This window comes from Halomicrobium katesii DSM 19301 (assembly GCF_000379085.1).
GTDB lineage: Archaea > Halobacteriota > Halobacteria > Halobacteriales > Haloarculaceae > Halomicrobium > Halomicrobium katesii.
This window is the reverse complement of the sequence record NZ_KB905378.1, coordinates 101,945-123,924: the sequence shown is the minus strand read 5'-3', so window position 1 is coordinate 123,924 and position 21,980 is coordinate 101,945. Positions and strand designations below refer to the sequence as shown.

The window sequence follows — 21,980 nt, the reverse complement described above, 5'->3', positions numbered from 1 at the left end:
CGGTGGCGCTCACGCCGCGGGTTCCCACGTTTCGAGCGTGTACCCGTCGTACGGCGTCTCGTCGACGAGTGTCCACGCCTCGCGGTCGAACGCCGGGAACGTCGCGTCGCCCTCGTACTCGCCGTCGACGCGGCTCAGCAACATCCGGTCGTACCGTGGCAGGAACGCCTCGTAGACTCCGGCACCGCCCAGCACGTACAGCACCGGATCGCCGCGCTCGCGGGCGAGATCGATCGCCGCGTCCACGCTCGCCGCGTGCGTCGCCGTCTCGGCCTCGAAGGAGCGCTCGCTCCGACTCAACACGAGCTGTCGCGCGCCGGGCAGTTCCTCGAACATCTCGAAGGTCTTGCGGCCGAGCACGACGGTGTCGCCGGCGACTCGCTCGCGGTAGCGCCGGGACTCGTGGGGGAGGTGCCAGGGCAGTTCGTCACCGCTGCCGATGACGCCGTCTTCGCCGACCGCCGCGACTGCGATGATCTCCATGCGCGACCGTTCGGCCGCCGGCTACTACTCTCCACCGCCGCGGATCGCCTCCGGACGCGACCCAGCGCCCGCTCGGACGCCGCGGCCGCGTGACGGTGCTTTATCTCTCTGCGGTCGCACCCACCGGCATGGACGTACTCGTCATCGGCGGCACCGGACTGATCAGCACGGCCGTCTCGCGTCAGCTCGTCGAGGCCGGCCACGACGTGACCTGTTTCACTCGCGGGGAGAGCGACGCCGAGTTGCCGGACGCGGTGTCGTTCGTCCACGGCGACCGCGACGACGACGCCGACCTTCGGGCCGCCCGCCAGGCGGTCGAGCCCGACTGCGTGATCGACATGGTCTGTTTCGACCCGGCACAGGCCGAGGCCGCCGTCGAGATCTTCGCGGGGATCGAGCAGTACGTCTTCTGCTCGACGGTCGACGTGTACCACCGGCCGCTGGCGACCAACCCCGTCACGGAAGACGCCGCCCGCGAGCCGGCCGTCAGCGAGTACGGCGCGGACAAGGCCGCCTGCGAGGACCGCTTCCTGGCCGCCCACGACGAGGGCGCGTTCGCCGCCACCGTGCTCCGCCCGTGGAGTACCTACGGCGAGGGCGGGCCGATGCTGCACACGCTCGGCGTCGGCACCTACTACGTCGACCGGATCCGGAAGGGCAAGCCGATCGTCGTCCACGGCGACGGCCAGTCGCTGTGGGGACCGTGCCACCGCGACGACGTGGCCGCGGCGTTCGTCGCCGCCGTCGGCAACGGAGACGCCTACGGCGAGTGCTACCACGTCACTAGCGAGGAGGTGATCACCTGGAATCAGTACCACCGGACCGTCGCCGACGCGCTGGACGCTCCCGAGCCAGAACTGGTCCACATCCCCACTGACGCGCTCGTCGAGGCCGCCCCGGACCGCACGGCGATGCTGCTCGATCACTTCCAGTTCTCGACGGTCTTCGACAACGGCAAGGCGAGACGGGACCTGGACTTCGAGTACACCGTCAGCTTCGAGGACGGGGTTGGCCGTACCGTCGAGCGACTCGACGCCGAGGGCCGGATCGAGCCCTGGGACAGCGAGACCGACGACGCGCTGATCGACGCGTGGCGCGACGCCACCGCCGACTTTCGGGCCTCGTTCGAACGGTCGTGACGACCGTCCGTATCAGTCGACGATCGCGGACGCCCACTCCGACAGCGACACGAACGAGAGGCGATCGCGGAGGAGGAACCACGGACTCGCCAGCACCGCCCCGAGCGCGTTGGCGTAGGCGTCTCCCAGCCCGAAGTAGCGGTTCGGCAGGAACGACTGCCAGATCTCGATGCCGACGCCGTAGGCCACCGTGATCCCGAGGACGAACACCGCGAGCCGACCGGTCGACCACCGCCAGGTGCTCGTGGCGTACGCCAGTGTCCCACCGAAGGCGGCGTACGCGAGGAAGTGACGCCACTTGTCCAGCGGGAGGAGATCCGGCGGACCCGCGACGATTGGCTCTCCCGGCGGCGCGACGACCACCGAGAGCGTGAAGATCACACCACCGACCACGGCGACGGCGAGCCACCGGAGCCACGACGGCAACAGCGGGACGCGAAGGTCGTTCATTGGCTACGTTGCCGACAGAGAGGCCTAAAAGCGATGTGGTCGCGGGCGACGGGCTCGCGGCGATGAGGCGTCTTCCTAGGCGTTCGTCCTGTACAGGCTGCCGTCGTCGTCGTAGCGGGCCTCGAAGATCCGGTCGAACTGATCGTCGGAGATGGTCACGTCGATCGCCCCGAGGTTCTCGTCGAGCTGGTCGACGGTCCGCGCGCCGACGATCGGGACGCAGTCGAAGTCCGGCTGGTCCATCAGCCACCGCAGAGCGACCTGTGCCGGCGAGGCGTCGACCTCCTCGGCGACGGCTCGGACCGCGTCGAGGACGTGCCAGCCCCGTTCCGAGACGTAGAAATCGAGGAAGCGATCGTCGAACTGGGCGCGGGTGTCTTCGGGCGCGTCCAGCTCGTAGGTCCCGTCGCCCGCACGCTCGTACTTGCCGGTGAGGAAGCCACCGGCCAGTGGCGAGTACGGACAGACCGCGAGATTCTGGTCGGCACACACGTCGAGGTACTCGGCCACGTCCTCGTAGTAGGCGGCGTGAAAGAGGGGCTGCGTGACGGTAAAGGCCTCGTAGTTGTTCACGTCCGCCTTCCACAGTCCCTTTGTGAGCTTCCAGGCGTCGGCCGTCGATAGGCCGACGTTGTGGACCTTCCCCTCGCTGACGAGGTCGTCGACGGCGCGCAGCGTCTGCTCGATCGGCGTGTCGTCGTCGAACCGATGCAGGTAGAGAATATCGAGGTAGTCGGTGCCCAGCCGGTCGAGCGATCCCTCGACCTCCGCGCGGACGTTCTTCTTCGAGAGGTTCTCCTGAAAGCGCGAGACCGTCGACCAGAAGCACTTCGAGGCGATGACGTAGTCCTCGCGGTCCCGGTCTTCGAGCCACTCGCCGATCCACCGCTCGGAGTCGCCGCCGCCGTAGCCGTTGGCGGTGTCGACGAAGTTGCCGCCGCGCTCTGCGAAGGCGTCGAGCAGCTCGTGGGCGTCCTCGCGGTCCGTCTCGACGACGCCGCTGTCCTCGTGTTCCTTGCCGAAGCGCCACGTCCCGAGACAGATCGGCGATACCTGCAATCCAGTGGTACCGAGTCGTCGGTAGTGCATACGGACACGTCTGGGAGCGCGAGCCGGATAACTGGGTGGGTCGCCAGCACAGTCGTAGGATGTACTCGACGAATTGGCCGTCGATGTCGAGGTCGACGCTGTCGAAGCCGTTCGTGACGTGCGCGAATGGCGATGACGATTCCCCGCGAGTACTACACCCGCAACATCCTCGTCGTGCTCGTCAACTCGATCGGCGCGGCGTCGCTTTCGGCGTGCTCGTCTTCCTCGGAACGCTCGTCTCGGGTGTGCTCGTGCTGCCCCGCTTGATCGTCTGCCCTTCAACGTCGTCCTCGCTGTGGAGAACAGAGTCACCGACTCCTGGCGGACTCAGTCGTCGTCCGGCGGTTCCGGTGGTTCGAGAAGTGCTCGGGTAAGTCGGCCAACGCGACTCTCGGAGAGTTCCTCAAGCGTCCAGTCGACGCGGAGGCCACCCAGTCCGAGAAGCCACGCGACAGCAAGTATCCCGAGGGTCGTCGTGGGTTCGTTTTGAATAGACGGGAGAAGCTGAATCGTCTGAGCAAGTAACACGGCGATGAAGAGCACGCTCGCGACCTTGACCGGGACATCGCGTACCAGCTCGGCCGTGCGAGCAGTCGTGCGCTTGAGCACTGATCCGTTCCAGGCCCCCTCGACGTGTGGGATAAGTCGATCGAGCAATCGGATGAACGGGCCGACGGTGTAGGTCTCCCGCAGGTCGATGACGATGACCTCCGGATCGGGCTCTTTGGTGAGCCAGCGATAGAGGTACGAGTCCCGCGTGGCGTCGGCCGCCCACGCGGTGAGTGACCGGACGGTCTGGACGATGTGCGAGCCACCCAGTACGCGGTCTGCTTTGTCGGTCACAGCCTCGAGATACGCTGTCGTCGAGCGTTCCTCAGCGTCCATTCGGAGTGGGTACCAGTTCGACTGGAATGGTATTCGGCTTTCGGTGTTCGAACGCGATCACGCGCCGATACTGACGACCTCGGCCCGGACGGTGACCGTCCCCAGATCGAGAACGACCGTCGAGTCCTGTCTGATCGTGTCGCCCTTGAACCGGACGGCGCTGGTCGTCTCTCTGACCTGCAGTTCCGTCGTGAGTGTGACATCACGGAGGAACGGGTGGTCGACGACGTTCACCGAACCGTTGTCATCGGTGGCGATGATGACCGCTGGCTCGACGTCGACGCCGGTCACGCGGGCGACGGTTGTGTCTCCCGAGCGTTCGGTCATGCCCGCATCGATCGCGTCCGCCATGTCCTCGCGGACCTCGGTCATCCGGAGCGTGACGGTACGGTTGGCGAGCGTGCCACGCTCTTCGAGCGTGCCGACGCGACGGATCGGTCCCGACAGCTCGTAGCTTTCGGTCGAAATCTCGACACTGTTACCCCGCTGGACGCGCATGTCACCGAACTGCTGGTGCTGCCCGTATGACAGCGTCTGGAGTGAGAGTCCGACGAACACGCGCTTTCGGTCGGGATCGCCCGTCGCGTACGTCGTGACTGTCTGGACTTCGGCGGTTTCGTGCCCGGCGATCGTCGCGATGTCTCCTTCGGCGAGTCGGTTTGCCGTTTCGACATCGACGGTGCTCTCGACGAGCACGTCGGCCACCTCGCGATCGAGACCGCCCCCGACTCGTTCGAGTCGACCGTCGATCGTGTACTCGCTCGCCGGGAGGGTGACTGTCTGACCACGACGGAGTTGCGTGTTCCCGAAGCGACGCTCGCCCCGCTGGGCGTACGTCTCGAGTTCGGCTTCGACGGAGACGGTTCGTTGCGCCGATTTATTCGTCGGGTACGCGGCTACGTCCGTTACCGTGGCGATGGTCCGTCCCGCGAGCTGCACTTCGTCCCCGGCCGTCATCTGCCGGGCGTCGGCCGTTGGGACAGTGTCCTGCAGGACGACAGTCGTCGTCTCTCTGTCGAGCGAGTTTCCGTCGCCGATGGCTCGAATCTCACCACTCGTCTTGTATCGACTCGTGGCGATGTCGAGTGCGCGCCCGAAACGCAGCGGGGCGTCAGCGTAGGTGACACTGTTCTCGTTGTCGTTTGGTTGACTCCTGAGTTCGACCCGTGCGGTGACGTGTGCTTTGCCATCCTGTGGTGAGAGATAGATATCCGTGATCGTGAGCTCCGAGTCACCGCCGGGGCTGTAGGTGTCGCCTTCGTTCATCTCGGCGGCGATGTAGTCTGGTTGTGTGCCGAGATCGAGCGTGACGTTCGTCGTCACGAGGTCGGGTTCCGGCTCCAGTTGATCTCCGTCGTCTCCGAGGACGAGGGCAGCGCCGGCGACCGCGACAGCGAGAACCAGTAAGACGACGAGCGCGTCGATAACGTTGACGAACCCGAAGAGGTTCCCTTCGTCGTCGAGGACTTGCATTCGCTTCGGAGTGTTTGGGCGTTTTAAAAGAGCTTTCGCTCCGATAGTCGTGGTGTTTAGCGCCGCGAGTTTTACCAGACGGCGACATCTTGGAGCCACATATCCGCAATTCCCGTTTCAACGAGTGCGACCTGACACGGAGCACTTGTGTCGGCAGCCGGCTGTAGAGGCTCTTTCCACCTAATCGCTACGACCGCCGAAGCGTGGAGTTCTCCCCCTGGAATCGCTCTGAACGACTTCCTACCTGAGGCACCTCCATTCGCTAAATACGACCGCGAAATGAATGCATGTGGTGGACCAGAAGTCGCCGTAGATCACGAGAGTGATCGATGGATAACGTGGAGATCGTCACGGATCTGTTGGTAATCAAGCGCAGCGACTGGTACCAGGTAGGCGATAGTGATCACGGTTCCGAGAGGAACGAGGTCAACGATCGGGTGTATACCTGGCGAAAGACCTGCACTTCTGTAGCCAATACCGGTGATAACGGAAACCACACACCCAGCAGTGGCCGGGGCCCCTATGGAGAGTAAGTCGAATCCGATGTCACGTCGAAGTTGCAGACCGAGCAAGGCGATGCCGGCGAAAAGCATCGCGTCGACTGCGATCCCTGCACCAGTGCCACCAAAGGTCGGAACCAAAGCGATCATACCGACGATCATTATGAGGAGGTAGACGACTTGGGCGCGGAGGACGAGTGTTGGCTCACTTCGGGCATAATAGAAGTTTTTGACCGTCGAGAGGAGCGGGAACAACGCGCCAGCGACAGTCAAGGCTCTGAAAATCGGTACCGCAGAATCCCATTGCTCTCCGAACAACAGTGGTATCAGCGTCGGTGCAGCGAAATATGCGAAAACGTATGCCGGGACCGATAGATGAAGTTGCATCCGAAAGATGAATTCCATCCCGCGCCTGCTCTTTTCAGACGTTCCATACAATTTCGAAAACGTCGGTGTGATTCCTTCCCGTATCGCTGGTTGGATCACGGCTGTGTACGCACGTGCAAGGCGCCACGCCACACTGTACGCACCTAGTGCACCGGCAGATCCCAGCGTCCCGACTGCGAAATCGTCTCCCCGCTCTTGAACGTCCTCAAGTGTCGTCGTGAAGAGCATCGACTTCGAGAAATCGTAGAGCCACCGAATCGTGACCCAGTTGAATGCTGGACGAGGATACAGCGGCGAAATAACAACATATCCGATCGACTGGAACATATATCGAAGAGTGTAGTAAGCGACCAGTGCCCAGACGGTCTGATAGAGAGAGCCGTAATACAACGCAATCCCACCTGCACCGACTACTGCGAGGAAATCTATCAGGCCGATACGGGTGAGACCGAACTCACGTTGCCGAAACACGCGGAAGACGATACAGATCATGTTCATCCACCGCCCGAGGGTGAGTACCACAAGTACGTTGAGCACAGTCGCCGAAAAGAACGGGATAAGGAGTCGGGAGGAAAGAATGATGAGCACACACAACGCTGTCGAAAAGAGGATCCGAACCCAGAGGATCGTCGCGAAGAAATCGTCGTGATCCATCTCTTGTATAATCGCCTCGGTAATACCCCAGTTGGTCGGGATCGTGAGGAATTTCAGGATCGCAAGCGAGAGTGCGACGACACCGAACACCTCCGGGGTGAGAAGATTCGCGAGGCCGATCTGAACGATCAGACTCACGGCATACGTGAGGATATTCAGGGATCCAAGTCCGAGAACACCCCGAACTGCTCGGCGAGCAAGGACCATACACAGATGTGCCTAACAAAACCACATAAGCACGGCCATCTGGTTTTCGACGACGATCCCGGGTACGAGTATCGGCCTCCGTTCCGATGTTGTTTTGTATACCGGATAGATACAGTCGGGTACTCTTGCCCACCGAGTCACTCACTATCCTCGTCGCAGACGGCGACGACCACGAAAGTACGCTGGGACGGATGTGTGCACGAGCCTTCGAATCGCTCGGCCACGAGGTGTCGTATTTCGATACGCATCTGGCGACGATACCAATAGTGGGATGGACTCGTGGCGTCAACGACCTCCGGTCTCGGTTTATTGAGCGCTGTCTCGCGGTCGATCCGGACCTCGTGCTCGTGATCAAAGGGCAGTATTTTGCCCGAAGCGATATCGAGGCGGCCAAAACCAACTGTGACGGCGTGTTTTGCAACTGGAACCCCGACAATCCCTTCCTGGCACGTGCACGAGATCGCCGGCTCGAACGATTTCTCGACGCTCTACCCGGTTACGACGAAGTATTCATCTGGTCGGACGAGTTGTTCGACGACTTCAAACAGGAAGGGATCGACGATGTCCACGAACTGGCGTTCGGGTTCGATCGGACGATCCACCGGCCCGTCGATCCGGACCCGAACAAAGGAGCAGACATGGTCTTCGTCGGCCAGTACTCCGAAAAGCGAGAGCGATATCTGTCCGCACTGAGCGACACCGACATCGAGCTCGCCATCTACGGGAACGGCTGGAAGTGGAACTGTTTCGATTGGTTCCTCCGGCGGAGCCACCGGAGTGATGCGGTGTTCGGAGAGGCGTACGCCGAGTTATACTGCTCCTCGTCGATCGGAATCAACATCGTCGCAGACCACAATCTGGAGGCGTTCAACATGCGAAGCTTCGAGATTCCGGCCACGGAAACGCTGATGCTGACGACCCGGACGGAGCGTCAGGTGGATGTATTCGGCGACGGGGACGGAATCGTCTGTTTCGACGATCCCGAGGACTTCTGCGAGAAGGCGGAGTACTACCTCTCCCACGAGACAGAGCGCGAAGAAATCGCCCGGAGAGGGCGAGAGCTGGTCCAGGGCCACAGCTACGAGGACCGGATGCAGCGGGTCATCGACGTCGCGCTCTAGGTGACTGCTTCGAGCGCGGTTCGGATCGCCTCGACGTCGGCGTCGAAGTCCCACTGCTCGACGATCTCCAGTGACCGTTCACCCATCATCGATAACTGGTCGCAGTCCGTCAGGAGGTGCTCCAGCCCCTCGGATATCTCGTCGACTGCGCCGATCTCGAACAGTCGTCCATTGTCTTGGACGAGGTCGTAGGCACTGCCAACGCCCTCACTCGCCATGATCGGTAACTCGAAGTTCATCGCCTCGTTGAGCACCTTCGGAGACGGATCGTACGACGAGGGGAGCACGAACAGATCACCGAGTTCGTAGAACGCAGGCAGTTCAGTCTGGCCTCGGAACCCGGCGAACCGAACGTCGTCGACATCCTCGCGATAACAGAATGCTTCCAGCGCCTCTCGATTCGGGCCGTCACCGACGAAGACGAGTGACGCGTCGACACTGCTTGGGAGCCGCGAAAAGGCCTCCAGGAGATCCATCGGTCGCTTGCGATCGTTGAGTTTGCCCACGAAGAGAACGACGAGATGGGTATCGGGGATGTCGAGTTCCGAGCGGAGATCGTCCACGTCCGCGTCCGTGAGTTCTGCTCGGGCGGTCTGGAAGCGGTCGTTGTCGACCGCGCACGGAGCGAGGTAGATGGAATCGGGGTCCACCCCGTAAAACTCGTACTGGGCTCTGTTCTTGTTACAGTCGGCCAGAACTGCATCGACACCCTGGAACACGGCTCGCAGGTAGATTCGTTTCGCGATCTCTCGAGATGGCGGAAGCGGGCTCCTGTGGCCGGTTCCGTGGAGTATGACCGGGACGCCGTTGAATCGACTGGCGACCAGCGCGATTAACGACGAGAACCGATAATATCCAGAGTGGATCCAGAACGCGTCGATGTCGTCGTCGATGACGCGAACGAGGTCCAGATTGATCAGTGAGAACATCCCGAACGGCCGGTCTCGCCAGCTATAGTTGTCTAAAAAGTGATGTTCGTATCCCTCTAACAGCGGAATATCCCACGACTGGGCCGTCCCGAAGCCCATCTCGGTCTCCTCGATGCCGTGGCGTGAACCGTAGTAGACTGTGACATCGATATCGCCGGTTTCTGCGAGCCGTTTGTACAGTGGGGCCTTGTACTGTATCGGATGTGAAGAAAAGATAGCAAGCTTGAATACCATTTGTAGATTTGTCCCTCGTACGTCTATTAAAGACTCTGTTCGGAATCGGCCACCGGAACTCTGATAAGTACTATGCCAGCACAAAACAAGGAGGCGTATTTCGAGGGACTCGGTATCGATCCGGCGCTCGTCGAATTGTATCACGAGCGACTCGGCGATGTCGACCGCGTACTCGACGTTGGCTGTGGGACTGGCAGCATCGGTCGACACCTGCCGGATACTGTCGAGGTCGTGGGTGTGGATATCGACCGGGGTGCACTGGAACGGGCGAAAGGGCACGAGCGGCCACTCCTCTCAGACCTCGAATCTGAATCGTTGCCGTTCGCCGACGATACCTTCGATGGGATCATCGCCAAGGACGTTCTCGAACACCTCGTCAGACCGAGCCCGATCGTGCAGGAACTATACCGGGTCCTGAAACCAGGTAACCGTCTCGTCGTCTCCGTTCCGATGGCGAAGAAACACGTCGTCTGGGGCGATTACACCCATATTCGCGGCTTTACCGAGGGGGCCCTCGAAACGATGCTCCGGGACTATGGCTTCGACGTGGTCGATATTACACCGATGGGAGGGTTCTCCGGGGCGGGTCGGTTCGGGTTAGTCAAGCAGCTACCCTGGCTGCTGTCCGTGCCGCCGCTGCGTCGGTTCGCTGTGAGCCACGAGGGAGTCTTCGAGAAACCCCGATAGCAAGGCATCCAGAGCGATGAGGGAGAGGGGTTCTACGCGTATCCAAGGGCTCGAAGACGGTTGTCGAGTTCCTCGATACCGTCATCTCGGCGAGACATGGACTTGACGCGGCCGGCAGTGATGTCACGGCGTCCGTTACGCGTGATTGTCGCCCAGGGGACCGTCACGAGGGGCGAGTTTCGGATGCCGGTCGGGTGACCGTACGTACGGAGCGGCACGGGGTACCCCCGTTCACCGAACAGATTGCCGTGATCACTTGTGACGACAATTTTCCCCTCGATAGAACGGACGAGGTCGTCGACCGACGACAGGACGATTTCGAGATTGTCCGCATAGGCGTCCCAGACCTCGTCGTGATCGACAAGTCCCATCTCGAGCGCGTGGAACACGTTGTGCGGGGGTTCGTCCGAGAACTCCCGCATGCCGTCGAATTTGAGGTCGGGCGCAGAGATGAACGGCTGGTGCGGTTGCATGAAGTGCACCACGATGCGTTTGTCGGAAAACGCTTCGTGTGCGTCGATCGCGGCGTCCATCACTGGCTCTGGGGGGACGGTGTTGAGGTCGGCATCGAAGCCGCCACGCCAGACATCGATGATCTTGTGGAAGTTCTCCCCGGCGACTTCTGACACATTCGGATTCCCGTTGACGTACACGATATCGCCGTATTCTCCGGGAAACGTTTGCTCGGTCCACTCTAGTGTGGAACTGCCCGGACTGACGACCGTCTCGTAGGTATCGAAACGGTCGAGGTCCGAGTGCTCCTCGAACAGATCAGCGCGGCAGGCATCCAGGACGATCAGTGTATCCCAGTTCGCGTCGGCCATGTCGATGGCGTTTGACCGAGTCGGGTAGACATCGAGATTGAACGGTCCGTTGATCCGGTTTCTGACGGCGTTTCGAAGCCAGAGTGGTTCGTCGAAATTATTGTAGATTTTCCCACATACATCCGTAAACTGGCCGAGGAAGCTCATTTGCTACTGCTTGACCATCCCGCATTATATATGTAACCACTTACACTACTCTGCAGTGCCGTGGCGATTGTGCCCGGACGCCCCGGGACGCGGGCGGGAAGCGGGATCCGCCGATCCCCGGCGTCGTCCCAGGGTGAGAGCGCCGGTAAAGCAGAGCCACCAAATCAAACCTTCGTACATCACGAACGGGCCGACCCCGCCGATGTACGTCACGAGGACGATGGTCGTGACGGCAACCCCGGACGGAAATTCTCCCACTACTGTCGGGGTAGCGATCGCATCGGCGACGGCTCGGAAAACGGTCGTGAACCAGTACAACACGATCGCAGCGGCGATCACACCGGCTTCGGTAGCAATCGTGAGCAGGAAACTGTGTGGACCGGACGGGATTTCTTTGAACATCCAACCGGGATACCAGATCGGCGTTTGATAGCCGCTAGGGAACTCTCCGAAGCCGAGTCCGAACGGTTGGGACAGCACGATACTGACCGAAGCGTCGTACAGCAGCAGTCGTCCGCTCGTGAACTCACCGACAGCCACGTAGAGGTCGAATATCGATTCGAACGGGAACAGACGGACGAAAACGAACGACGCACCGTACCCGATCGCAGGCACGAGTACGCTAGCCAGTAGAAACAGGCGACCGAACTGCTGGTAGCCGTTCAGATACACGAGCAGTAGCGGCACGAGCACGATCAGGTACACAAATCCCGTTCTGCCGTGCCCGAACGTAAAAAAGACATAAAAAAGGTGGACCGTGAGTACGATCGCCGCCACGCCTGCGAGTCTTCGAATCACCAGCCGCCGAGCACTCGCGACGTACGCGATACTGATCGTGGCACCAATCCCGAGCAACATCGAGGCGTGAACCACCCCACGGAAGAATCCCACGACAGCCCACCTTTCGAGCGTGATTTGTGGATGGGGAACACCTGTCGGAGGTCGTACCGGTGCGACGAAACCCGCCGTCGTCAAGAACACGTAGGCCGAATTGATCACCAGCGCGGCGAGAAAGCCGCCAATGAGCAGATTCAACACCCGCTTCGGCGATCTGGTCGTCTGAAAGTGGAGGAGCACGACGTAGCCGAACACGATCGCACCGAGAAAGTTGACTAACTCCCCCAGCGACGGCCTGAATCGAAATCCCGGGAGAAATCCGACCAGTAACAGCGGCATCAGGAGTGACGGTTTCGAAAGCTCGAGCGTCGTCTGGCCCGTGACGATGTGATAGCAAAACCGGCTCACGAAATAGACCGCCAGGAGAAGGTGAAGATAGTCGTGGATCGGCGTCGGAAACACGGGGAGCCAGATGAATCCGCTGAGCGCGGCGAGCGTACCGAGAGAGAGGAAAGAAAGCCGATCGAACAGCGCAGACAACCGCATGATTGATACAGTCTTTCGGCTGGTCCATTATGAACTATCTGTTCGAGCGGCACCTTCTGCGGACGGACTACGGCGGCCGTAACCGTGTCAGACCACGGCGACCCCATCAAATCGCCCTCTCTGGGAGCGACAACGGCGTTGCCGCGGGGTGGAGACGACAGCGCAGTCCGTGTCGCCACACTTGGGCCACTGTAGGGTCGTCGAGACCTGAACAGTCGATCCGTCAAGATTGCGAGAGCCACTCCTCACGAGACCGTTCACGAGTACTCGATGAAATCATTCGAGCGAATCGATAGACGGGCTCTTGTCAACATGTGACAAATATAGTATTATATGATACACCGCCCTTGAGCCGCGTAGTGATCAAGCATCCGGGCGATTGAAAAGTACCGTCGCGACGGGGCGATCGCCCTTCTTCTCAGTATCTGTGGAACGGTCATTGGCTACTCGCTTGTTGACCAAGTGGTCGCCGGTTTTCTGCGCGCGACGACCGACCGAGTCGACTCACGGGGGATCAGCCTCACGATCGACCATCCACTCATGGACAATTCCATGGTGGGACGGGTGCTACGTGGCTACGAATCGACAGAAGTGCGATTCGTCCAGCAGTATCTTCCCCAGCAGACCCCGGTCGTCGAACTGGGCGGGGGGATCGGCTACGTCTCGTGTATAATAGACGGCGAACTCCCGCCCGAGACCCGGCAGTACGTGTTCGAGGCCAATCCGGATGCAATTCCGCTGCTCGCCACCAACAGAGACCTGAACGGTTCGGGATTCGAAATCCGAAATCTGGCGTACGATCCCGATCGAGACCGCGTCGAGTTTTTCCCGGCTCAGACGCTGACTGGCGGCAGCACGCGCATTGAGCACGGCGAACCGACGATGGTCGATGCGGCGAGCCTCGCGGACGTAGTCGACATGTTCGGTCTCGATCGATTCGTCCTCGTCAGCGACATCGAAGAAGCGGAAACTGATATGATGAAGCTGGAGCAGGATGTTCTCGCCCAGCACTGCGAATTGATGATCATCGAATGGCACGACGAGACACGGTTCTTACACGACGCTCTGGCGGGCACGCCGTTCACGGAGGTGGACCGTGAATCTGGCGTACACGTCCTCCGCAACCGATCGCTATCGTAGGACGCAGAATGAGACGGGAACGACGCGTGCATGTGATCAGGCACTCGCCTGCGGGACGGCCACGTCGAACTCCTCCAGCCATAGCCAGAGCGTATAGACGTTCCAGAGTTTCATTGCGTTGGGGGTTCGTCCTTCGTAGTAGTCCTTGACCATGGACTCAAGGTAGTCGATATCGAACAACCGCTCGATGCGCTCGTCGTCGACCATCATCGAGAGCTCCGCCTGAACGTCCTCGGTCTCGAGAATCATCTCGATCGGAAAACCGAACCCCTCTTTCTTGTAGTCGACGTACTCATCGCCGAAGATATCGCGTGCAGTGCTCTTTAGCGGCGTTTTCAAACCGTCTGTCATCTTCTCGGGGAGTGGCTGTCGGAAGTACTCCTCGGCGATCCGATGTGAGGCCAGCGGGACCCTGACTTCGACACCGGCGGCCATACTGGCTTTGTCAGCATAGAGGAAGTTGTGGCTGGCGAGATACCCACGGAGGTCCAGAAACTGGAGTTGTTCCGCGACCGAGTCGAGTTCGCGATCGCCAAGCAGGTCGTCGATGCGGTCCGCATACCGGTCGTGCCACGCAGGTTGTTCGAGCAGTCGGCCGATCTCCTCGCGGCTGAAATAGTAGGCGAGAGTGTAGTAGTTCGCTGGACTCGGTGAACGGAGATATCGAGCGGTCCGGTCGAGATTCTGGCGTCGTCCGCCGTTCCGGTCGGGATCCAGAGCCGCTGAGGCCGCCGCAGCCGGCCAGAGCCACCGCAGGTACTGTTGCCAGCGCACTATCTTCATCCGCCGGTAGCCGGCGAATATCTCGTCACCACCCATCCCCGAGAGCATCACCCGGATGTCCCTGTCACTGGCTTCGCGAGCGAGTAGATAGGCCGGAATGATAGCCGGATCGGCAACCGGCTCGTCGAGGTAGTAGATCATCTCCTTGTAGATCTCGATCATCGATTCCCGGGGCGTGAAACTGTGGAGCTCGAAGTCGTATTCGTCGTCCAGTCGCTGGACGTTCCTGAACTCCCCACCCTCGTTACGGTCGTCGTCACGGAGGTGCAACGCAGTCATCTCCGGGTTGCGCTGTGTCGCGTAATGAGCGATGAGGGAGGAGTCGATCCCCCCGCTCAGATACATCCCGACGGGGACATCGCTCCGCATCTGCTCGTCGATGGTCGTCTCGAGGAGTGGGGTGAGGTCGTCCCGAGGCGAGTCAGGCGGTTTCGCGTCCGAGATGGGGTCCCAGTACCGCGAAAACGCCGTCTCACCGGTCCCGCAATCGACGGTCACGTACGTGCCCGCGGACAGCTTGTAGATGTCCTCGAACAGCGTGTCTGGTTCGTAGACCCAGTGGTTCGCCAGGTATTCTGCGACTCGGTCACGGCGGAGGACGGCGTCGACGTCGGTCCCCTCCAGAATCGCCTTGATTTCGGACGCGAAGACGAACCCCTCGGCGCTATCGACGTAGTAAACCGGCTTGACGCCCATCCTGTCCCGACAGACGTGCACCTTCCCCGTGTTCTCGTCCAACAGTGCAAACCCGAACATCCCGTGGAGTCGCTCCAGCAGGGGCTCCAGTCCCCACTCCTGATATCCCTTGAGCAGCACTTCCGTATCCGTGTCGCTCTCGAAGGAGTGGCCGGCAGTCTGCAGCTCCGCTTGGAGTTCGCGGTAGTTGTACACTTCCCCGTTGTACGTGATACTGACCCCGCCGTCGCGCATCGGTTGGGTCCCCTGTTCTCCGAGACCGATGATACTCAGTCGAGTGTTCCCGAGATAGATACTGGCGCCGGCGACGTCAGTCGCGTAGTGGTCCTGTGAGTCCGGACCCCGATGAGAGAGACACTCCTCGATGCCGACAGTGATCTCGCGACCAACTGCCCCGATAATACCACACATGAGATACCGTATTCTCACTGGGATTAAAAATGGTGGAGTAAGCGATCTGTCCGCAGAATCACCGACGTGGAGACAACATCGCCCACATCACGGGCCGATCCCTGCTGTCGTAACAATATCGACGGCCATGCTGTCCTCCAGGGACGAGCCACAACCGGCGTCGATCAGGTGCGACCGCTTCGGTTCCGCCACTGGGTTCGCTCCCGATTCAGAGGTATCCGAGCGTTTTCAGACGCTGTTTCAGTTCGCCACTGTCGAGTGAGAAATCGGCTTCAGTCCCCTCTTTTTCGGTGTGTGTAGACAGTATTTCGCTCAGTTCCTCGCCGACATCCTGCTGCTTGCTGATGACGTTGTCACGTTCATCTGGATCCGCGTCGAGATTGTACAGTTCCGGTCCCGCCGAATCGTGGATGTACTTCCAACGGTCGTCACGAACCGAGGCGATGTAATTCGGTTCGAGGTCAGCCTCGGAGATGACGCGTTCGTTCGACGGGTCGGCCTCGCCAGCACAGACCGGCAACAGGCTCTCGCCTTCGAACCCCGCAGTATCACCGCCTCCAGCGGCGACGAGCGTCGGTGCGATGTCCAGCAGCGGGACCGGCTCCTGTACCCGATCCGGAGCGGTATCGCTTCCGGTCTTGACGACCAACGGAACTCGCAACAGTTCTTCGTAGAGTTTGTTCCCGTGCGAATAGTCGCCGTGCTCTCGGAACTCCTCGCCGTGATCAGCAGAGAGGAGCAGCACGGAACCGTCGTAGTCTCCTCGTTCTTCGAGAGCAGTCACCAGGCGACCGACTTGCTCGTCGACGAACGCGACTTCGTCCTCGTAGGCGTCACGGAGTCGTTCGTGACTGCTATCGGAAATCTCATCCGGAGACTGGAGGGCTTTTTGCCACCGATATTCGGATTTGAACTTCTGGATACCTGGTGGGAGGTCACGTTCCTTGTAGGGTCCGTGCGCGTCCATGTAATGAACCCAGAGGAAATAGGGTTCCTCGTCGGTCTCCGAGAGCCACTCGAGCGCGAGATCGGTAAGATCGTCTGCCGGAACGTACGCCTCGGAGCGGAGCAGCCGTCGAAGCTTGCTTACGAGCAGCCGGAAGCGGCGAGACCCGAACTGTTGTTCCGATCCGAGACTATCGTAGAACTGATCGAAGCCGCGGTGAAAACCGAAGGTTCGAGACAAGAGCGGATTCGAATGGACCCCCATCGTCCGATAACCTGCCGCATTCAATCGTTCACCCAAGGTCGGTGCATCGCCGACCATAGCTCCAGTTCCCCATCGTGAGAGCTGGAAGCGCGTGAGCTGTGACGGGTATCGAGACGTGAAGATTGACGGCATCGAGAAGGTCGTGAACGGCCCCTGTGCGATGGCCGTCTCGAACTGCACACCGTCGTCGGCGATCGAATTCATAGACGCTGTGTGCGACTTGCCTTTATTAACGTGGTCGGCTCGAAGTGAATCGACCGTAATCAGTACGATATTAGGTTTCGTTGTCATGGATTACGAGGTGGAATTCGCATTCGAAAACAGTTCCCGCGTCTGCGAAACGGTCCGGTTCCATGAGAAGTCTTCGACCCGTTCGCGTCCGGCATCGACCAGCGATCGCCGGGCCTCGTCATCCCCAAGGAGCGTGACGATCGAATCGGCGAGTGACGACGCGTCGTCCGGGTCGAACAGCATCGCCGCGCCGTCGGTAATCTCTGGGATGCACGTCGAATCGGCGGCGATGATCGGCGTTCCCGACGCCATCGCCTCAACGAGCGTGTGCCCGAACGTCTCGAGTTTCGATGGCAGTACGTACACCGCCCCGCTGTCGTAGAGCGCAGGGATCGCTTCGTACTCGACCTCCCCGAGAAAATGAACGTCGTCGGCGATCTGCTCCTCGCGGATAATCGACTGGAGTGTCTCGAAGTACGCCGGTGCGGAGTTTCGTCCAGCGATCACCAGCGGATACGACTCCCGGATTGACGTCGGAAGTCGAGCGTAGCCTCGGAGTAATTGCTCGTAGTTCTTGTGCTCGTTGATCGTCGAGATACACAGAATGTACGGTTCAAGCCTGGACACCTCTGCCGCCAGAGCGGCATCTGAGATGTCTGCCGAGTCGGTAAACAACGAGGCGTCGATTCCGTGATAGATCACATGTGACTTCGACTCATCGATACCGATCTCCGGCAGTATCACGTCCCGAGAGAACTCTGAAACGAAGAACACGTCCGTCGCTCGTTTCGCAGATAGTCGAGCGAGTTGTCGGTGGAACCACAGCTTGAGTCGTTGGGATCGAGACCTGTCGATACCGGGAACATCGATATAGGGGTTCGGATTCCTGATCGCCAGAACGACCGGACACGGCGAGAGAAGCGTGGTGATGTCTGCCGGAGAGAAGAGCACGTCGATGTCGTTCGTCAGGAGTACCAGGGGGAAGACGAACTGCTCGTAAAACAGTCGAAGGAGGAGCGAGCCGACCGGGAACGTCACGGAGACAAAAGTGATGTTCTCAGCATCGGGTTCCGTCAACGCGTCTCGGTCGTCCGGAACGAAGACCAGATATTCGTTGCCATCGTCCGCTAACTGTGGAAGGACATTTTTTAGATACGTGATGCTTCCACCGGCGACATGCGACAACGTGTTAATGGCTACGTTCATCAACCGCGATAACCCGTTCGTGAGTACCCTAGCTTCGATAAAATAGTTTTCTATCTGACGGTCAGTAGACGAGTCCGTGCGGTCGTGGGCAGGGAATTGTGGGCCGTATTCTAGCAAGTAGATCCTCATCGAGTACCCTCAGACACTGAAGGGTGCACACCCGGGCCACACGCGACCAGCGATCGAGACGGTCGTCTCGGATCCTCGGCCAGCGGTTCGCTGACAGAGGCGGGCATCTCCCGTCACACGAGCGGCGCCCTCGGAGTGTCGAGAAAGCGTGTCGAATCCCCGCCGCGGAATCTATCGTACTATTTTTATGCTCTAAGACGGAAATGAGGTCCAATGGATAGCGTCCTTGTCACCGGTGGTGCAGGTTTTGTCGGCAGTCATCTCGTCGATAGACTGGTCGAACAGGGGTACGAGGTAATCGTCCTCGACAATTTCTCTGAGCAAGTCCACAGTGGCGAACCGGACTACCTCAACCCGGATGCGGAATACGTTCGGGGGGACATCAGAGAGAGGGACGTGATTTCGGACTTGCTCCGACGGGTAGACATGGTCTCGCACCAAGCCAGTGCAGTGGGTATCTCGCAGTCGATGTATGAGATCGAACGGTACGTCGACACGAATACCCTGGCCACTGCACGGCTGTTCGACGTGATCGTCAATGAGGACGTTGACCTGAAAAAGTTCGTCGTCGCCTCCTCCATGTCACTCTACGGAGAGGGGCTGTACCGGTGTCAGGACTGCAACGACACAGTCTCGCCGGACAGTCGCTCTCCGGAACAGATGGAAGCCAGAGACTGGGAGCAACGGTGTCCCGATTGTGGAGCGGTCATCGAACCGATCGGCACACCAGAGACGATGAAGCAATCACCGAACAGTGTCTACGCGATCACCAAACAGGACCAGGAGCAACTGGCACTGTCGATCGGTGAGACATACGATATCCCGGTCGTCGCCCTCCGGTACTTCAACGTGTATGGCAGTCGCCAATCGCTGGACAATCCGTACACTGGCGTCTGTTCGATTTTCTCGAATCGCATCCAGAACGACAACCCGCCGATCGTCTACGAGGACGGGAAGCAATCCCGTGACTTCGTCCACGTCAGCGATGTCGCTCGTGCGAACCAGCTCGCACTGGAACGAGACGAGGCAGACGGACTCCCGATAAACGTCGGGAGTGACTCGGCGACGACGATCTTGGAGATCGCAGAGATGCTACTCGAGTTGCACGGCAAGTCGTCGCTCGATCTCGTGGTCGGTGAAGAATTCCGGCATGGCGATATCCGACATTGCACGGCAGATATCTCCCGCGCGAAAGAGACACTCGACTTCGAGCCCCAGGTCGATTTCTACGACGGATTGGCGGAAACCGTCGCCTGGGCGAGCGATCAAGAGACGGAAGATCGGTTCGAGGAAATGCAGAACGAACTCAAGGAGAAAGGGCTCTCCGGAACGGAATAGACAGCAATACTTATCAGTACGTTACAAATCACTTCATCTATGCCATTACCGGACTCTGTTCTCGTCACAGGCGGTGCTGGGTTCGTCGGAAGTCATGCAGTCGAGTACTACGCGGACAGAGATGTTGACGTCACTGCCATCGATAATTTGAGTCGCGCCGAGACGCTCAGCGATGCCGACGAGGAACAGGATACGGCATTGCACAACTGGAATTACATCACCGAAACGTATCCAGATGTCGACCTCCGTGAACTGGATATCCGTGATTTCGACGCGCTGTGCGACGTGGTAGCGGGACACGACGCGATCGTTCACACGGCCGGGCAAGTGGCGGTGACCGCATCGCTGGAAGATCCCCGAACGGATTTCGAAGTCAACGCGGAAGGGACGTTCAATATTCTCGAAGCGGCACGGCTCGCAGATACAGATCCGAGAGTTGTCGTCGCATCGACGAACAAAGTCTACGGAGATAACGTCAACGAGATCTCAGTCGAGGAACACGAGACCCGCTACGCCTACGACGATCCGGAGTACGACAGAGGAATTCCGGAGGCGTTCTCCATAGATGGTTGCGAACACACACCGTACGGGACCTCGAAACTCGCAGCAGACCTCTACGTCCAGGACTACGCGGCCCGGGGTGTGGTCGACGCCGCGGCATTCCGGATGAGCTGTATCTATGGGCCACGACAGTTCGGGAACGAAGATCAAGGGTGGGTCGCTCATTTCGCGCTGAGCGTCCTGCGCGACAAGCCGATCACGATCTTCGGGGACGGAAAACAAGTTCGCGACCTCTGCCACGTCACAGATCTCGTTCGGGCCTACGACGCGTTCATTTCGGATCCGACGGCAGACAACGGGGTTTACAACATCGGTGGCGGCGTGAACAATACGACATCACTCGTCGAATTCCTCGAGCTCCTCGAGGAGATGTCGGGGAAAACTGCGAACGTGACGTACGACGAGTGGCGAGAAGGAGATCAGAAGGTATACATCTCAGATATCTCTCGAGCGAAAGACGCACTCGATTGGGAACCAGCGATCGATATCGAAACGGGAATCGAGCGATTCGTCGAGTGGTACGAGTCGGCCAATATCTGAGAGAAGGCGGGGAACCTTCGAATCCGTAACAGTATTATCGATTGGTTTCCAACGAAGCCCAAATGTGCGTTATAGATATCGGCGACAGAGAGCGCAGGTTTGAGTCGCAGTGCACGATCGGTTTTTCGTCTTCGTGGGGTCTGATCGATGTCTGAAACCGAAAGGCAAAACCAGCCACATGCCGTCGTGACAGGCGGATCAGGATTCGTCGGGAGTCATCTCGTGGAGCGTCTACTCGACGACGGATTTCGCGTTACGACGCTCGACAACTACAGTAGTGGCCGGCAAGAGAACTTGAAACATATCGACGATCCGTCGTTAGAGCAGGTCACACACGACGTCCGTGATCCGTTTCCTGATTTCGACGCTGTCGACCAACTCTATCATTTTGCATCGCGAGCGAGCCCGACTGACTTCGAAGACTACTCGATCCAGATCGCGATGACGAACAGCCTCGGTGCGCGGAACGCATTCGAATGGGCACTCGAATACGATGCGACGGTCGTGCTCGCTTCGACCAGTGAGGTCTACGGAAATCCAAAGACACATCCGCAGACGGAGTCTTACAACGGGAACGTGAACATTCGCGGCATTCGAGCGCCGTACGATGAAGGGAAGCGATTTTCTGAAGCGCTGGCCCGGGCCTACATCGAGCAAACTGATATCGACATTCGGACGGTACGGATCTTCAACACGTATGGCCCCCAAATGCGCCCGTCCGACGGGCGAGTGATTCCGACGTTCCTCGACCAGGCACTCTCCGGGAAGGACCTGACAATCCACGGCGACGGACAGCAGACGCGGACTTTTTGTTACGTCTCCGACCTCGTCGAGGGGGTTCGACGGATCGCGGAGACTGACGCGATGGCGGGTGACGTCCTGAACCTGGGCCACACGAACGAGATTACCATCGAGGAGTTAGGAGAGACGGTCGTCGACATCGTCGACTCGTCGTCGACGTTGACCTACGAGTCACGACCGAAGGACGATCCGGACCTGCGACAGCCGGATATTTCGAAGGCGAAGGAAATCCTCGACTGGGAACCGACTGTCGACCTCGGGACGGGGATTCGGAAGACCGTCGAACATTTTGCGGACCAGCGTGATGGAGACGAACAAACGGCCCAGGTAACCGACAACTGA

General features: G+C 59.7%; 19 protein-coding genes. 7 read left to right on the top strand and 12 right to left on the bottom strand.

From position 1 onward, the window contains the following. Positions 1–9: 9 nt before the first annotated feature. Positions 10–483, bottom strand: a complete 474-nt coding sequence (locus tag HALKA_RS0100625) for a dihydrofolate reductase (protein ID WP_018256177.1) — start codon at positions 481–483, stop codon at positions 10–12. 128 nt (positions 484–611) lie between these two features. On the opposite strand from HALKA_RS0100625, the gene HALKA_RS0100620 reads away from it, so the two are divergent. Beyond that, positions 612–1,622 carry an NAD-dependent epimerase/dehydratase family protein gene (locus HALKA_RS0100620; protein ID WP_018256176.1) on the top strand — a complete coding sequence of 337 codons (1,011 nt, stop codon included), beginning with the start codon at positions 612–614 and terminating at the stop codon, positions 1,620–1,622. A gap of 12 nt (positions 1,623–1,634) precedes the next feature. Here HALKA_RS0100620 and HALKA_RS0100615 read toward each other — a convergent pair whose 3' ends face one another. From HALKA_RS0100615 to HALKA_RS0100595, 5 genes are all read right to left on the bottom strand, one after another. Next, positions 1,635–2,072: a VanZ family protein gene (locus HALKA_RS0100615; protein ID WP_018256175.1), complete on the bottom strand. Its 438-nt coding sequence runs from the start codon at positions 2,070–2,072 to the stop codon at positions 1,635–1,637. A 75-nt stretch (positions 2,073–2,147) separates the two neighbouring features. Continuing rightward, entirely contained in the window at positions 2,148–3,161 is a 1,014-nt protein-coding gene (locus tag HALKA_RS0100610) for an aldo/keto reductase (RefSeq protein WP_018256174.1), read from the bottom strand. 327 nt (positions 3,162–3,488) lie between these two features. Further along, complete coding sequence (locus HALKA_RS0100605; RefSeq protein WP_018256173.1) at positions 3,489–4,046, bottom strand: hypothetical protein; 558 nt, start codon at positions 4,044–4,046, stop codon at positions 3,489–3,491. A gap of 57 nt (positions 4,047–4,103) precedes the next feature. Continuing rightward, positions 4,104–5,519: a DUF4330 domain-containing protein gene (locus tag HALKA_RS0100600; RefSeq protein ID WP_018256172.1), complete on the bottom strand. Its 1,416-nt coding sequence runs from the start codon at positions 5,517–5,519 to the stop codon at positions 4,104–4,106. A gap of 314 nt (positions 5,520–5,833) precedes the next feature. Beyond that, a complete protein-coding gene (locus HALKA_RS0100595) occupies positions 5,834–7,267 on the bottom strand; it encodes an oligosaccharide flippase family protein (protein WP_018256171.1) in 1,434 nt (477 codons plus the stop codon). Between the two features lie 266 nt (positions 7,268–7,533). Between HALKA_RS0100595 and HALKA_RS0100590 the strand changes: the two genes are divergently transcribed. After that, the gene (locus HALKA_RS0100590; protein ID WP_169333098.1) at positions 7,534–8,388 is read left to right on the top strand and encodes a CgeB family protein; all 855 of its coding nucleotides are present in this window, start codon (positions 7,534–7,536) and stop codon (positions 8,386–8,388) included. Here HALKA_RS0100590 and HALKA_RS0100585 read toward each other — a convergent pair. Beyond that, entirely contained in the window at positions 8,385–9,551 is a 1,167-nt protein-coding gene (locus HALKA_RS0100585) for a glycosyltransferase family 4 protein (protein WP_018256169.1), read from the bottom strand. The genes HALKA_RS0100590 and HALKA_RS0100585 overlap by 4 nt on opposite strands. 72 nt (positions 9,552–9,623) lie before the next feature. Between HALKA_RS0100585 and HALKA_RS18875 the strand changes: the two genes are divergently transcribed. Then, positions 9,624–10,238 (top strand): class I SAM-dependent methyltransferase, encoded by a 615-nt coding sequence (locus tag HALKA_RS18875; RefSeq protein WP_018256168.1) that lies wholly within the window; start codon positions 9,624–9,626, stop codon positions 10,236–10,238. 32 nt (positions 10,239–10,270) lie between these two features. Here the strand turns inward: HALKA_RS18875 and HALKA_RS0100575 are convergent, their stop codons facing one another. Further along, entirely contained in the window at positions 10,271–11,209 is a 939-nt protein-coding gene (locus HALKA_RS0100575) for an alkaline phosphatase family protein (protein ID WP_018256167.1), read from the bottom strand. 45 nt (positions 11,210–11,254) lie between these two features. After that, positions 11,255–12,592, bottom strand: a complete 1,338-nt coding sequence (locus HALKA_RS0100570; RefSeq protein ID WP_018256166.1) for an O-antigen ligase family protein — start codon at positions 12,590–12,592, stop codon at positions 11,255–11,257. A 540-nt stretch (positions 12,593–13,132) separates the two neighbouring features. Here HALKA_RS0100570 and HALKA_RS0100565 point away from each other — a divergent pair. Then, positions 13,133–13,732 carry an FkbM family methyltransferase gene (locus HALKA_RS0100565; protein WP_155119341.1) on the top strand — a complete coding sequence of 200 codons (600 nt, stop codon included), beginning with the start codon at positions 13,133–13,135 and terminating at the stop codon, positions 13,730–13,732. A gap of 36 nt (positions 13,733–13,768) precedes the next feature. On the opposite strand, the gene asnB is transcribed toward HALKA_RS0100565, so the two are convergent. From asnB to HALKA_RS0100550, 3 genes are all read right to left on the bottom strand, one after another. After that, positions 13,769–15,622 (bottom strand): asparagine synthase (glutamine-hydrolyzing), encoded by a 1,854-nt coding sequence (gene asnB / locus HALKA_RS0100560; RefSeq protein ID WP_018256164.1) that lies wholly within the window; start codon positions 15,620–15,622, stop codon positions 13,769–13,771. Positions 15,623–15,830: 208 nt separating this feature from the next. Then, positions 15,831–17,123, bottom strand: a complete 1,293-nt coding sequence (locus tag HALKA_RS0100555; RefSeq protein WP_080505778.1) for a sulfatase family protein — start codon at positions 17,121–17,123, stop codon at positions 15,831–15,833. Positions 17,124–17,126: 3 nt separating this feature from the next. Further along, positions 17,127–18,398, bottom strand: a complete 1,272-nt coding sequence (locus HALKA_RS0100550; RefSeq protein WP_080505777.1) for a glycosyltransferase family 4 protein — start codon at positions 18,396–18,398, stop codon at positions 17,127–17,129. 213 nt (positions 18,399–18,611) lie between these two features. On the opposite strand from HALKA_RS0100550, the gene HALKA_RS0100545 reads away from it, so the two are divergent. The 3 genes from HALKA_RS0100545 (at position 18,612) to HALKA_RS18870 (ending at position 21,980) form a co-directional block, all read left to right on the top strand. After that, on the top strand, positions 18,612–19,736 hold the full coding sequence (locus tag HALKA_RS0100545; protein ID WP_026190096.1) for an NAD-dependent epimerase/dehydratase family protein: 1,125 nt from the start codon (positions 18,612–18,614) through the stop codon (positions 19,734–19,736). Between the two features lie 39 nt (positions 19,737–19,775). After that, a complete protein-coding gene (locus tag HALKA_RS0100540) occupies positions 19,776–20,837 on the top strand; it encodes an NAD-dependent epimerase/dehydratase family protein (RefSeq protein WP_026190095.1) in 1,062 nt (353 codons plus the stop codon). A 147-nt stretch (positions 20,838–20,984) separates the two neighbouring features. Beyond that, a complete protein-coding gene (locus HALKA_RS18870; RefSeq protein WP_044956454.1) occupies positions 20,985–21,980 on the top strand; it encodes an NAD-dependent epimerase/dehydratase family protein in 996 nt (331 codons plus the stop codon).